A 14703-nucleotide genomic window follows, 5' to 3' on the forward strand; every position below is an offset into this window, starting at 1 on the left:
GGGTTAACAAATTTAAATTTATTTTTTTAAATATTTTATTTTTAAGCAGGTGTAGTAATGATTAAAGTCATAGGCATTGGACCTTCTCGAGAAGATATAAGTATAAGAGCTTTAAATGCTATTAAAGAGTCAGATGTGATAATCGCTTATAGGACATATATTAAGCCCATAGAAGATTTGCTCGAAGGTAAAGAAGTTATTAAAAAGGGTATGGGCGATGAAATAGAAAGAGCAGAGCTAGCTATTCAGAAATCAAGGGAAGGAATGAATGTTTCTATAATAAGTTCAGGAGATCCTGGTGTTTTTGGAATGGGAAATGTGATTTTTCAGTTAATTGGCAAGTATACTGATATTGAGGTGGAATTAATTCCAGGGATCACAGCAGCTACTTTTGCCGCGTCAAAACTTGGAGCACCCCTCCACGATTTTGCGGTTATTAGTTTAAGTGATATTTTAACCCCCATATCTGAAATAAAGCGCAAAATTGAATTTGCATCTAAAGGAGACTTTGTAATAGCTATTTATAATCCCCTGAGCAAGACCAGGAAGAAACCTTTTGAAGAAGCTTATAAAATATTGCTTGAGGAAAAAAAACCTTCAACTCCAGTGGGAATCGTGCGTAGTAATGATGGTGATGTTCATATAACTGTAACTACCCTTGAAGATCTTAAAAATCATGAAATAAACATGTCCACAACCATAATTATAGGAAATTCAATGACTTATGTCCAGGATGGGTTCATGATTACTCCGAGAGGTTATGTAATCAGATCTTCAATACATCCACTTTCCAGGGAGTTTTATGAACGCTTTTTAGAGGGAGAGATTGTTGAAGGGCCTAATCTGGAATGTGATTTCTATCCCTGCCATGAAGCGGGCGAAAACTGCACCTTCTGTTACTGTCCTTTCTATCCCTGTGGAGATAGCTCCACTGGAGGTCGCTGGATAAAAGATAAGGGTGTATGGAGCTGCCAGGACTGCACATGGATACATGAAGATAAAACAGTTCAATGCATAATGCCCAGATTCTGTGAAATTGTTAATGAAGTTAAAGACCTTAAAGATAAGAAAAAAGAGCTCCTGAAATTAAGAAGGGAATGCATTCAGAACACTCAATAAATTAAGTTTAAATTGTTTATTTTGCTTTTATTTTTAATTCTTAATTCTTTAAGATCTTAAAAAATAATAAATATTACTTTTAACTTTATATTTAATATTACAAATCTCTGATCTTCATTACCTGTATTTTAAAGGAGGCTGTAATTTTGAGTAAAATACTTATAACAAATATTAAAAGCAAAGAAAATGTGAAAAAAATTTTACAGGAAATTGAACCAGATAAAATAGTTATTATATCTTCAAAAAAGGTTAAATTCACAGATTTTGATATTGAAATGGAAAATATAAGGGTAAAAGATGACTTTGAAAAAATAATCCATGTATTCAATGGAATTTTAAACACTGAAGATGGCTTTGTAAATGTTTTTAAGCCTGATAAAGCCGGAATGTATCTCTTATGGCTTGTACAGATGAATTTAATGAACCCTACATATATAATGGCCAGTGGAGAGCTTGAACAAATCCCAATAATTGGATCTGGCCAATTAACCAGTACTGAAGGTGAAATACTTAAATTAACTGATTGTCATGGTTTTATAGATCCAAAATCAGTAAATAAAGAGTTTGGAATTAAAGAAGAAGAGGCGAAGGAGTATTTGGAGAAACTTTCCAGTATGGGTGTTTTGAAATTCATAGAAACTAAAAAATTTAAAGTTGGAGATGAAAAAAAGCACCCCTACTATGCTACAGATCTACTGGAAAAAGTAAAGGAACTTGAAGATTTTTATGCAATGACTTCTACTGGAAAAATAATGTTGTATATGGTATTAACTGGTGAATAGAAGCAAATAAATCCATATTTATGGTTTAAATGGTATTTCAACTATATTATCAGATTTAAAGATAATTTAACAGGCCGTTGAAATCCTCAAATTTCTGTCAAAATCTTTGATTTTTCATGCTTTGATTTTTGGGAATTACGATACTTAGCTTACGGAAAACTCCGTTTTCCGTGCTCCAAAACCGCAGGTTTTGAGAGTTCGTAAACTTGAAACTATTCGAAAATTGAAATTTTCGATGCAACGAATCGAAGTTAGCAAAACTTCATTTTGCACTCCAAACACTTTGTGTTTTGATATTCGCATGCTATCGTTTCAAGAGTTAGAAAATATTGTAAAAAATAAAGGTTTTTTACACAGCAAAAAACTTCTTTTTTTTGCATGCTTTGCGTTTTCTAAAATTATATATTAAGTTCAATAACATTGTCCAAATCTTCGATTTGGACGTAAATTGAAATATATATTAATTTCGATTACATTATCAAATTCTTCGAATTTGATAGGCATTGAACTCAAATCTTGAGTTCAATAACACCGTCAAAAACCAGGACAGCATCTCCTTCCATAAATGCCCCAAGGGTTCCATCTTCTTCATAAACTTCAATTCTTAAATCTCCACCTGGAAGATGGACCAGAACGTTATTATCAAGCTTACCAAGCTTAAATCCTGATAAAACACATGAAGTGGCTCCAGTACCGCAAGCATAAGTAAAACCAGCACCTCTTTCCCATGTGGTCATATTTATTTCATTTTTACTTAATATTTTAACAAAATGGACGTTGGTTTTTTGTGGAAAAGATTCATGGGTTTCAATGGCAGGTCCAACTTCATTTAATGGTACTGCATCTATGTCGTCAGTGAAAATTACTGCATGAGGATTTCCAACACTTACAGCTGTCATTCTATAAGATGTTCCTTCTACATTTAATTTTTCATCTAAAAACTCCTCATTTTCACTTATCATTGGAACTTCAGATGCTTTAAATGTGGCTTTACCCATGTCTACTTTAGATGATGCTACTTCGCCATTTTTAACCTGCATGTCAACTATTTTGATGCCACCAAGTGTTTCAACATTGATTTTCTCTTTTTTAATAATTCCTCTATCATATACATATTTGGCGAAGCATCTTATCCCGTTTCCACACATTTCAGCTTCAGAACCATCGGAATTAAAGATTCTAAACCGTATGTCTTCAGTTTTAGATGGACATACAAATATTACTCCATCTGCTCCAATAGAAAAACCACGTCTGCAGAGCTCTGCTGAAACTTCATTCTTCTTTGATTCAGGAATTATTTCTTCTTTTGTCTCATCAATTACAATGTAGTCATTTCCAAGTCCGTGCATCTTTGAAAACTGAATTTCTTTTAAAGTCATCATTTAATCCTCATTATTTTTTAGTAGTCTTACAGGCACATTTTGATTGGCTAGAACATCGGCAAAGGTTTCTCTTTCCCTTACAACTTCGCTTTCACCATTATTTACAAGAACTTCCATTGTTTTTGGGCGTGAATTGTACTGTGAAGACATTGAAAATGCGTAAGCTCCTGCATTAAAGATTGCAAGGATATCTCCTTCTTCAATTTCAGGCATTGGTCTGTCTCTTGCGAATAAATCGCCCGATTCACATACATTTCCTGCAATATCTATATTCTGGGTATTTTCCGCGTTTGGTTTATTAGCAACCACAATATGGTGGTATGATCCGTACATTGAAGGCCTTAGCAATGTATTAAAACCTGCATCAACACCAGCAAATTTCCTGTAACTCTGCTTTATAGTGTTTACTTTGGTAAGAAGGATTGAAGCATCTCCAACTATGTATCTGCCTGGTTCAATACACATTGTCGGCTTTCCAAGATTGTATTCGTTTAATTTATCCTTATACAGGTCAGTTATTTCTTTTGAAAAGGTTTCTATATCCAATTTAGACTCTTCTGGAGTGTATGGTATTCCAAGTCCCCCTCCAAAGTCAATAAATTCAAATTTAACTCCAGACTGCTCTTTCACCCTTCCTGCAACGTCCATGAGAGTTTCAACTGCGAGCATGAATGGTTCAGGATCCAATATTCCAGAACCTATGTGGGTGTGAATACCAATAGGTGTAAATCCAAGGTCTTGGGCTAAGCTGTAGACTTCAGCAGCTTCTTCCTCCATCACACCAAATTTAGATAGGTCTCCGCCAGTTATACAGTGTTCATGGTGCCCAGCGCCGACTTTAGGGTTTACTCTGAAGGATATTTTAACTTTTTCAGGATCAGTGAGTTTTGAAAGCCTATTAAGAGCTGAAATTGAATCAAGATTAATTATAACACCAGAATCTACCGCAAACTTAAGTTCTTCATCGGTTACATTGTTTCCAGTGTAAAGAATTCTTTCAGGATCAAAGCCTGCAAGAAGTGATGTATAAATCTCTCCAGGAGATACTGCATCAATGCCACTACCTTCCTGCTCTAAAATTCGCATTACTGCAAGATTTGTATTTGCTTTACATGCATAGAATATTTTAAAATCATTATATTGACTTGAAAATGCTCCATAAACTCTTCTATAGTTATCTCTAATTCTTTCTTCGTCAATCACGTAAAGGGGAGTGTCATATTTCTGTGAAAGTTCCACTGCATCGGATCCACCAATGCTCAAATTTCCTTTTTCATTAGTTTTAATATCAAAATCCATCAAATTCCTCCAAATATGAAATATTTGGGGGTTCCAAAATCTTCAATTTTGATAACCTCCAAAAAGAAGTAAATATTGAATATTTAATGTTCATTATATAAATTATTTACATTTTCATAATAATTGAAGATTATCTTATTTTAAATTAAGAAAATAAAAAATTAAAGTTTTAGGCAAATCTCCCTATAAGGATTAGTAAAAGCCCTATTATTGCTACAACTGCAGTAATTGGAGAGCTACCCTGTATCATAGCCCATATTGCTCCGGTTAATAGAAGCAAGACTCCTACCCAAAGAGATATTCTTTTCTGCTGTTTAGTTAAAGAAGTCATAATTGATATTTGGTTTATCACTATATCAAGATTTCTAAAAATAAAGAAAGAAGAAAAATATCTTCTTTAAGATAATTTCTGCAGAATACTCTCCAACACACATGTAACAGTATCTATCTGCCCTTTATCTATTACAAACGGCGGTAAGAACCGTAAAACAGTATCAGCAGTACAGTTAATTAGAATCCCTTGTTCACGAGCTTCAGCAGCTATTTCACCACAGTTAATGCTTAGTTCCATTCCAAGCATCATTCCAACACCACGCACTTCTTCAACAATTCCATAGAGCTTTGCCTGTTCTTCAAGCTTATATTTAAGATATCCACCATTCTCTTTAACTTTTAAAAGCATACTTTCATCAATTAGGGCATTGATAGATGCTATTGCAGCGGCACATGCCAGTGGATTTCCTCCAAACGTTGCAGCATGATTTCCGGGCTCAAATGCATTACCTACTTCTTCACTTGCAAGAACAGCACCTATTGGGAATCCTCCACCAAGAGCTTTGGCGACGGTGGTGATATCTGGAGTTACACCGAAAAGCTGGGATGCAAACATCTCACCAGTCCGTCCAAATCCTGTCTGAACCTCATCAAATATTAAAAGAACATCATTTTCCTTACATAACTTTTTTAAATCTTTTAGGTAGCCTTCTGGAGGTACTATAACTCCTCCTTCTCCCTGGATTGGTTCTACCAGCACTGCGGCTGTATTATCAGTTATACTATCTGCAACTGCTTCAACATCTCCATAATTTACGTGCTTGAATCCTTCTGGGAGTGGTTCAAATCCTTTTTTATATTTGTGCTGTCCTGTGGCTGTAATCATGGCAAGGGTTCGACCGTGAAATGAGTTTTCCATGGCAATAATCTCTCCTTTACCTGTGAATTTCCGGGCAAGCTTAATTGCACCTTCATTAGCTTCTGCACCGCTGTTGCAGAAGAAGGATTTGTCATGGACTGAAATATCTGCCAGCAGCTTTGCAAGTTCGACCTGTGGCTCTGTGTAATATAAATTTGATGTATGTATAAGCTTTTTAGCCTGATTGCATATTGCTTCAACAACTTTTGGATGGGAATGACCCACATTATTTACTGCAATACCGGCAAAACAGTCAATATAGGTTTTGCCTTCAAAATCGGTGACTAAAGCTCCTTTTCCTTCTCTTAAAGCTAAAGGATACCGTCCATAAGTCTGCATTACATATTTTTTATCTAAATTTATTATTTCCTCTGTATTCATTTTGATCACCTTAATAAACATTAAAAGTGGGAAGCTTATTAAAACAGGATACTTTGTATCAATAAATGATCTGTTTAATGCACTATTAAAATAATTGGAAAAACATGGATTTAAATGATTTAAAAGACTTAATGTAGTGTTAACAAATAAGTAAAATACCTGATCAAAATATTATTTTAAATTGTTTGATGGTGAAAATATGAAAAAAGCAATAATTGAAACTGATAAAGGAAATATAGAACTTGTATTATTTGATGAAGAAGCCCCAAACACAGTTGCTAACTTTGAAAAGCTTGCAAAAGAAGGTTTTTATGATGGGTTAACTTTTCACAGGGTCATTCCCAATTTTGTAATCCAGGGCGGATGTCCGAGAGGAGATGGAACAGGCGGACCTGGCTATACAATAAAATGTGAAATAAATCCCCATAAGCACGGTACAGGGGCGCTTTCAATGGCACATGCAGGTAAAGATACTGGTGGAAGCCAGTTTTTCATTACACACTCTCCGCAACCACACCTCGATGGTGTTCACACCGTTTTTGGCAAAGTCGTTAAGGGAATGGACGTTGTAAACAAAATACAGCCCAATGACGTAATGAATAAAGTCACTGTTTTTGATGAATAGAATTCAAAAACCCTCTTTTTATTTTAATCTTTTTTAAATTGAATTTTTTAAATACAGACTTATTTTCCATATTTAAAATAATTTTAAGCATTAGAAAACGCTTTGCATTATTTTTATTAATAAATACAAAATATTTATTAATTATCAAGTTAAAAAATAAAAGTTAACATTTCACATCTAAGGTGAATTTTTGAATTTGGAGAAAAAATGGAAAATACTGCTTGCAATTGCCATGGGAACAATAATGGTACCGATAAATGCCAGTATTGTTAATGTTTCCCTTCCTGCAATTACCAGCTTCTTTTCTTCAAGCATTACAAGCTCAGAGTGGGTAATAACTGCTTATCTAATTGATTTACTTGGTTTTGTTTTACTATTCGGCCGTTTAGGTGACTTTTACGGCCATGAAAGAATTTACATGGCCGGGCTAATCGGTTTCGTTGTTACATCAATATTATGCAGTATATCTCCTTCAATAACTCTTCTAATACTTTTCAGAGGTTTACAGGGAATTGCAGCAGCTTTAATGATTTCTGTATCAATGGGCATAGTTAAAGATGCATTTCCAGTGGGCCAGACAGGTAAAGCCCTTGGAATTTATGCTGTGGCAATAGCTGCAGGTCTAGCCATTGGACCTATGATTGGAGGTCTCTTACAGACATTTTCCGGTTGGCAGGCAATATTTCTGGTTAATGTGCCCATGGGTATTATTAGTTTCCTTCTCTGCAGCAAGGTATTGGAGAATAAGGGCTCTAAACCAGCTAAATTAGACATTTCAGGGGCTATTTTACAGTATATATGCATTTTTTCAACTGTATACTCTCTAAATAGCATTCAAACTCTGAGAATTGATTTGATCACAATATTTACGGTATTAACAGCATTAATAACGTTAATACTATTTATATATGTCGAAAAAAGGGTTGAAGATCCTCTGTTAGACATTCGAATCTTTAAAAATAAAACTTTCTCTGCATTTAACCTGAGTCTGTTTTTTAATTATATCAGCATTTATATGATCCTTTTTATCATGCCCTTTTATCTGCAAAAGGTTTTAAAGTTGGATTCAGCATTAACTGGAGCAGTATTAACAATAAGCCCTGTAACAATGATGATATTAGCCCCAGTAAGCGGAATATTTTCGGATAAAATTGGTTCCAGGCCACTGGCAATAATAGGAGCTTTAATAAGCACTGTAGCCATTTATTCAATGACATATCTCACCATATTTTCTAATGCGTTTGATGTGCTCTGGAAGCTTGCACTTCTTGGAATAGGTGCTGCAATCTTTCAAGCGCCTAATAACAGGCTTATTATGAATGTTATTCCTGATAAAGGGTTGGCATCAAGTGTTATTGTGACCATTAGAAACATGGGAATGGTTTTTGGGGTATGTATTGCAGGTTTACTTTTAAGTACAACCATAGATCCAGTTCTTTTAGAACAAAATCAGCTTTATAATCTCAATGCATATAATTTTACCCAGGGGATGTATTTAATCATGGTTTTAGGTGCATTTCTAAGTATTTTAATACTTGTACTGTCCCCGGTAGGCACATACAGAAAAAAAATTACTGAAACTAAAGATAGAATCCAGGATTCAGAGATGGTCCCTTCACCCAATGGGATAATTATGGAATCAAAGGAAATAATAGAGGAATCTGAATTATTAAAATATTTTCAAAATATAATTAATTATTCTGGGTTTTTAAAATATTTAAAAGGAATAATTGATGCATCTGAAAAGCTGCAGAAACCAAAGAAGACTATAAAACAGCATTATGAGGGAATGTTCTCGTTTGGGAAAAACGATGAATGAGATTAATAAAGCAGCTTTTTAAGGACAATAGCATAAAATTCAGCTATTTTATCAGTAATTTCCAGATGCTGATCATTGTAATCTTCCTGTGGATTTGCAAGAACTATCTGACCGATTATTTCTTCGTTATACCTGACAGGAACTGAGAGAAACTGGTTTACAGGTTCATGGCCCGAAGGTATACCGTGAGCGGCCGGATGAGAAGTTACATCGTGAACATAGAAAGATTTTCCTGTGTCCAGAGAATAGCCGAGAAGACCGCCATATGTTCCATCACTTAAAACCTTAAATCGAGCTTCTCCCATCTCTGCATATATATTGCAGGTGTCTGTAAGATGTGAAAAGGATATTCCAACGCTGTCTTTATTTTTGGGGTCTACATAGGCGACATAACAGTACTTGCTCTTTGTCAGCCTTTTTGATTCCTTATATACAAGATCTGAGATTTCTTTAAGCGAAATATCTGAGGTATCCATGAAATGGTTTATAAGCTCATTTTGATCATTATTTTGGGAAGACTGCTTTAGAAATTCAGTCAGAAGATTCTGAATCTCAATATTTTTGGACGGATATTTAGAACGGACATCCATTAAAACAACTCTTTGTTTTATTTAAACTATTATTTACTTCTGTTTATTAGTATTTTTGGAAAATAAAAAAGAGTAATTAGAAGGAATTAGGCATTATAACGCAAATTCACTGTACTGAGAATCGTTTTTATCAATTATTTTAATAATTTTACCGTTTAAGTATTCTAAAGGAATTTTCTGATTTTCTTCAGCTTCTATAAACCTGTTTCTTCCTTTATATACTATTTTTTCAACCTTTAATATTTTAAATGGTATAATACCGGTAATTTTAGTCTTTGAAAACCAGTAAAAAGATACTGGACAGATTTGAGGCCACAGTACCAGATCATCAGCTTTAACTGATCCTGGATTCTCCTTTACTAAAAGAAGATCATCTTTCCTGGCGTAAGGTTCAATATCGTCTTTTAATTTTAATATAACTGTTTTTTCATAGTTTAGAGGTCTTTGATGTTTTTTTAAGAGTTTTGACAGGTATCTACGGGTTGTAACTTCTAAATCATCTGAAGAAATACCCTCAGATATTATGCTGCGTATTCCATTTTCAAAGGCACCTGTAAGCCTTATCCATGCATCAATTTCTCTACAGTTTGTTTTACTGCTTGTAGAGCGCATTGGACATTTCCAGCAGTATTCATCCCTTAAAATTTCCTGTATTTTTTGATAGTATTCACTTGAAATACTCTTAAACTCATTCATGGTTTCTGTAAGTTTTCCCATAAAATCACTTTAGTCAGGTAAACCATTCATATGTTAAAAATACTCTAAAATGGCGATTTGCCCAATCAGGTTTTATATATAAATATTTTATATATGTTTAATTGAATTCTTATCTATAATATAGATGTTAAAAATTAATTATAGTATTAGATGAATGTTCACGAGCTGATAGAATGAATGAACAGTTTGGATTGGGAATAAGAGGTAAAATGGAGAATTTAACTCTTGTATCGAATTTTGTTGGGAATTCAATGGGTAAATATGGATTAAATGATTATGAACAGGCTCAAATCCAAATGGCTGTAGATGAAGCCATAACCAATATAATTAAACATGGAGATCTTGAGGATAAAATCCAGATAAAATGCCAGAAACAGGGCAGCGAAATTAAAATAATAATTGAAAGTAAAGGAAAGCCATTTAACCCTGTAAATGTTGAAATATCTGGTATAAACTCCTTAATTAGGCAAAATCCAGATGAATTAAAGGTATATTTTATTAAAAAAAACATGAATAAATCTGAATATGAATTTAAAGATGGAAAGAACATTCTAACTTTAATAAAATGTTTATAACTTCCTTTTAGATATAAATATTAATTACATCTTATTTTTTAGGTTTTAATTGATTCATAAGGCCTGATTTACGTGCATAATGGAACAAATAAAGTTGGGTATAGCCGGCATAATCTCCAAACTGTTCTATTCCAAATGATCTCATTTTAGGGTTGCTAACGTTCTGCTGATCAAAATATAAATAGGATATTATCCTGCTTATCCAGATATCAACTGGAAATGCTTTTTCGAATCCGTAGCCGTAAAGAAGGATGCAGTCTCCCACTTTTGGACCGACTCCAGGGAGCCTTAAAATTGTTTCAAATGCAGATTCATAATCCATATTTCTAATTTTACCAAGATCTACTTCGTTTTGCACCATCTGGGAAGTTTTTATTATGTATTTTGATCTGTAACCCACCCGACAGCTTCTAAGATCTTTCCATGATGCCCGTGTTTTAAGAAATTCAGGGGTGCATTTAGCTTCGTCAAATTCATCTTCTGGAGCATTAGCAAGTGTTTTAGGAGAAGGAAACGAGTAGAAAGTGCCATCAGAAAATTTATACTCATCTCCCCATTTTTCTTTAACAAGTCTTATTGCCTTGTTCCACTGTCTTATAGAGTTATGGGCAGATGTTATGGAACAAATAACTGATTCAAAAATATTATGGGCCTTGAATAACCTTAATCCTTTGCAAAAATCAATTGTGGGCTCAAGTTTAGGGTCGCTGCTTAAAAAGTCATATAATCGGGGGATATCATCATTTAAGCCAAAAATTTCCATTATTTCTTGTTTAATATACTTCTCTTCTATTTCATGCAGAGATTCAGCTAAAATGTCAATTGGTTTATCTGTATTTGGTTTATGGGCAATTTTCACAAGGCAGGGTTTGTTTTCTACCATAATTAATTCCTGGAAATATTTACCTTTCTTTTCCCATGCCGGCTGGGATGTTTGACCGCTGCCTATGGTCATTTCGATGTCGAATGGACCTTTATATTCTTCATATTCTATTTTAAACCGTTTTTTATAATTCATCTATAATATCTTTGAACTCCAAATTACAATAATTTTTCGAAAGTTAAATTTTGCATCCTAAGATTTTACACATTCTCTTCTTTAAATACAATTTAAGTCTAATATTAGCTTTTTTCAGACATTTTAATGTAAATAAATTAATTAAATATTTTTTAAGATTATTATAAGGTGTATATGCTTGTTTTTTGGGTTTTAATAACATAAAAATTTAAAAATTTCAGTAGTATAAACAATGCATTTAAATAATAATAAAATGAATACTTGTATAAAAAACTGTATTATATTAGGAGGTATTTGTATGTATTGTCCAAAATGTGGAATAAAAAACCAGAAAGATGATAATTTCTGTAGTTACTGTGGTGAAGAAATAAGATATAGAAATTTAATGAACATAACTGATGTCAATCAGAAAACAGAAAATAATGATGAAGGATTTAAAAGGGAAATTAACTCTAATTATTCCGGATTTAGTGAGAACAGCGAATTTGAATTAGCAAGTCTTGGAAGGAGAATAATAGCTTATTTGGTGGATATGTTTGTTTTAGTAATAATAGTTACCGTTGTTCTGATCCCTATTTTTATTATTCAGTATATTTATTTTAGTTATGATGAAATTCTAATGGAATTAGTTTCAAACTTATTATTTGTATTTATTATGTTTGGATATTTTATTGTAATGGAGGGGCCGTTAGGTAAAGGAAGAACTATAGGAAAAATGGCGCTTAAATTAAGGGTAATAAAAGAAAAAGATAATTCAAGGATAAGTTATGGTCAAAGTATTGTAAGAAATCTTTTAAGGATAGTAGATGGGTTCTTCTTCTATATAGTAGGAATGATTCTCATATCAAGCAGTAAAAAAAATCAGAGATTAGGTGATAATGTCGCAAAAACATTGGTTATAACCGAAAAAAGAGAATAACGCCATTTAGCTAATTTCAGCACTTTTATCCATCTAAAGCTTCAATACCGTCGAATTATGTCATTTATAATATATATGGGCATAATTATATATTAATACTTTAAAATCAGCTTCTTCCCGGTATAACTTTGATAAAACGTGACATAGGGGAATATTTTCTTTCCTATACTCTTTGAGACATTTATTTAAATCATCATTTATATACTACTCAAATTCTTCTATTCCGGGGGTTCTAAAGGGATTTAAGTGAGTATATTCTTTTTTTATTTCCAGAATTGTAATTATAAATTGATTTATGATTTTTCATTAAATACAGCCCCTAAAAAATCTATTGCAAGCCTTGCAGCAATCTGAGAGGTCATATCTGCCACATCATAAAGGGGATTAACCTCCACAATATCAAAACCAATGATATTGCCCTTTTTTGGAAGTTCAGTTAATATCTCCTTTACCTGCTGATAATTAAAGCCACCAAATTCAGGAGTGCCTGTTCCGGGAGCTATGGAGGGATCTAAAACGTCAATATCAAAAGTAACATAAATGTTTTCTGCTTCAGGGATTTCATGAAGGATAAATTCAATTCCATTATCAAAAACATCCTTCGCAGTGATAATTCGGGATCCATACTTTTCTGCTTCCATAAAATTGGTTATTTTATCTGTAAATCCACGAATACCAATTTGAGTGATATTTTTGACATTTTTAAGCTCTGAAGCCCGTTTAATAGGGTTTGAATGGGAGAATTTCACCCCTCCAACGTTATCTATAAAATCGAGATGGGTATCGAAATGAATGATATCCAGGGGTATATCGAATGCATCCACAAGCGGGAATGTAATGGCATGATCACCACCAAAAGCTACAGGAAAAACATTGCTTTCTATAATATTTCTAACGGTATCGTGGATCATGCGCATATTTGTCCGGGTATGTGTAGGTAAAATGCCCACATCACCATAATCTATGACATTTACTCCATCAAGAATATGTTTTTTAAGTTCAAGATCATAGGCGCCAGTGGAAGAATTTATGTATATCCCATAGTTCTGGGAGGCAATTCTTATTGAACGAGGCCCGAAACGGGTTCCAGGGCGATTTGTAGTGCCATGATCAAAGGGAACACCCACCATTGCAACATCTACGTTATCCAGAACTTTTGTACTTGGATATTTGTAAAATGTGGGAACACCCGAATATGGAAATTTATTTTCTAAATTATTTTCTCCCATAGGATCTCTCCAGAAAAACAGCATATTAATTAAAATAATAGTAGAAAAAATAAAGCCAAGGCTAAACAAGCTCTTGAAATTTATATTGAAGCTAATATATAGATTTATTTAAGAAGATCTATATAATGAGCCCCTCTATCGTTCAGGGAATATTTTTTATTTCGTTTAACTTCTACATCAATCAAGTCCATGTTTTCCAGTTCATGCAAGTACTGGTTAATGGTTGTTTCAGAGAATTTCCTTCTTCCATGTTTGGTTCTTGGTGTTTGACGGCTTAAATTATCCTGGATATATTTAAAGCTTACGTCTCCCCTTTTACTTAGGATCTCGAGTATTTTTCTCTTTGTAGATACGAACCCATGGGATGAACTTACAGGGACAAGGATCAGCTTGTCATCTTCAACTACGTAGAACGGTGTTTCCTTACTAAACTGCGTTAAGTAATAAGTAAGATAGATATCCAGTTCAGATTCGCCAGCGATAAAAATCGGATCTTCTGCTCCATCGAAGACGTTTTTTATGTCTTTTAAGGTTTGATGAAAGTTACCTTCAAGACGGCGGACTTGATAGTTTTCTTTTCCCGTTTCAATATCTTCTCCTTTTGTCAATATTATTATTTCTCGGGGTTCAATTTCCATATCTTTAAGGAGATTTTGGATATCTTCGGGATTTTTTATTGTTGTTATTATACTCTGCACATGACAGCCCCCTAATTTAATATTATTATATAACTACTTAATAATAAGTTTTTAGTTTTTATTACATATATGGGATGTAAATGAAAAAAACGATCTTTCAATATAAGGTCTTAAAAAGTGTATGAAATGAAAAATGTAAAGTAGAAGAGATATGTAATCATTAATCGTTACCAGTTTGATATATATCAATTTATTTGAACTTTGTTACTGCTTATATACATTATTTCCAGCTTTAAATAAATAAAAGCACGTTATAAATCCATATTAGTACATATAATCTTTTATTAATTTTAATATACAATTTTGAATGTTTTTAATGGTTATTAGTTTCTTAATGGCATTTAAATTCATTATATTT

At 33.2% G+C, this 14703-nt stretch carries 15 protein-coding genes; 6 read left to right on the top strand and 9 right to left on the bottom strand.

Features of this window, described 5'->3' with window-relative positions; all coding sequences use genetic code 11:
- Positions 1-57 precede the first annotated feature (57 nt).
- On the top strand, positions 58-1119 hold the full coding sequence (gene cobJ / locus QMD61_07650) for a precorrin-3B C(17)-methyltransferase (GenBank protein MDI6724506.1): 1062 nt from the start codon (positions 58-60) through the stop codon (positions 1117-1119).
- 146 nt (positions 1120-1265) lie between these two features.
- Complete coding sequence (locus QMD61_07655; GenBank protein MDI6724507.1) at positions 1266-1901, top strand: hypothetical protein; 636 nt, start codon at positions 1266-1268, stop codon at positions 1899-1901.
- 509 nt (positions 1902-2410) lie between these two features.
- On the opposite strand, the gene dapF is transcribed toward QMD61_07655, so the two are convergent.
- The 4 genes from dapF to QMD61_07675 all read right to left on the bottom strand — a co-directional run bounded on the left by dapF (position 2411) and on the right by QMD61_07675 (position 6155).
- Positions 2411-3280, bottom strand: coding sequence for a diaminopimelate epimerase (dapF, locus tag QMD61_07660; protein MDI6724508.1), 870 nt, complete (start codon positions 3278-3280; stop codon positions 2411-2413).
- A gap of 3 nt (positions 3281-3283) precedes the next feature.
- Entirely contained in the window at positions 3284-4582 is a 1299-nt protein-coding gene (lysA, locus tag QMD61_07665) for a diaminopimelate decarboxylase (GenBank protein ID MDI6724509.1), read from the bottom strand.
- A gap of 169 nt (positions 4583-4751) precedes the next feature.
- Complete coding sequence (locus QMD61_07670; protein MDI6724510.1) at positions 4752-4934, bottom strand: hypothetical protein; 183 nt, start codon at positions 4932-4934, stop codon at positions 4752-4754.
- Positions 4935-4979: 45 nt separating this feature from the next.
- Positions 4980-6155 carry an acetylornithine transaminase gene (locus QMD61_07675; protein ID MDI6724511.1) on the bottom strand — a complete coding sequence of 392 codons (1176 nt, stop codon included), beginning with the start codon at positions 6153-6155 and terminating at the stop codon, positions 4980-4982.
- Positions 6156-6354: 199 nt separating this feature from the next.
- Between QMD61_07675 and QMD61_07680 the strand changes: the two genes are divergently transcribed.
- Together QMD61_07680 and QMD61_07685 are read left to right on the top strand one after the other, a co-directional pair.
- A complete protein-coding gene (locus QMD61_07680) occupies positions 6355-6780 on the top strand; it encodes a peptidylprolyl isomerase (GenBank protein MDI6724512.1) in 426 nt (141 codons plus the stop codon).
- 190 nt (positions 6781-6970) lie between these two features.
- Positions 6971-8599, top strand: coding sequence for an MFS transporter (locus QMD61_07685; protein ID MDI6724513.1), 1629 nt, complete (start codon positions 6971-6973; stop codon positions 8597-8599).
- A 2-nt stretch (positions 8600-8601) separates the two neighbouring features.
- Here the strand turns inward: QMD61_07685 and QMD61_07690 are convergent, their stop codons facing one another.
- Complete coding sequence (locus tag QMD61_07690) at positions 8602-9189, bottom strand: GAF domain-containing protein (GenBank protein MDI6724514.1); 588 nt, start codon at positions 9187-9189, stop codon at positions 8602-8604.
- Positions 9190-9282: 93 nt separating this feature from the next.
- Entirely contained in the window at positions 9283-9906 is a 624-nt protein-coding gene (locus QMD61_07695) for a hypothetical protein (GenBank protein ID MDI6724515.1), read from the bottom strand.
- A gap of 173 nt (positions 9907-10079) precedes the next feature.
- On the opposite strand from QMD61_07695, the gene QMD61_07700 reads away from it, so the two are divergent.
- Positions 10080-10481, top strand: a complete 402-nt coding sequence (locus QMD61_07700; GenBank protein ID MDI6724516.1) for an ATP-binding protein — start codon at positions 10080-10082, stop codon at positions 10479-10481.
- 31 nt (positions 10482-10512) lie between these two features.
- On the opposite strand, the gene QMD61_07705 is transcribed toward QMD61_07700, so the two are convergent.
- Entirely contained in the window at positions 10513-11499 is a 987-nt protein-coding gene (locus QMD61_07705) for a DNA lyase (protein MDI6724517.1), read from the bottom strand.
- Positions 11500-11797: 298 nt separating this feature from the next.
- Between QMD61_07705 and QMD61_07710 the strand changes: the two genes are divergently transcribed.
- Positions 11798-12418: an RDD family protein gene (locus tag QMD61_07710; protein MDI6724518.1), complete on the top strand. Its 621-nt coding sequence runs from the start codon at positions 11798-11800 to the stop codon at positions 12416-12418.
- Positions 12419-12711: 293 nt separating this feature from the next.
- On the opposite strand, the gene speB is transcribed toward QMD61_07710, so the two are convergent.
- Both speB and QMD61_07720 read right to left on the bottom strand, forming a co-directional pair.
- Positions 12712-13647 (bottom strand): agmatinase, encoded by a 936-nt coding sequence (gene speB / locus QMD61_07715; protein ID MDI6724519.1) that lies wholly within the window; start codon positions 13645-13647, stop codon positions 12712-12714.
- A 104-nt stretch (positions 13648-13751) separates the two neighbouring features.
- Positions 13752-14345: a hypothetical protein gene (locus tag QMD61_07720; GenBank protein MDI6724520.1), complete on the bottom strand. Its 594-nt coding sequence runs from the start codon at positions 14343-14345 to the stop codon at positions 13752-13754.
- Positions 14346-14703 lie beyond the last annotated feature (358 nt).

This window comes from Methanobacterium sp., from assembly GCA_030017655.1.
Lineage (GTDB): Archaea > Methanobacteriota > Methanobacteria > Methanobacteriales > Methanobacteriaceae > Methanobacterium_D.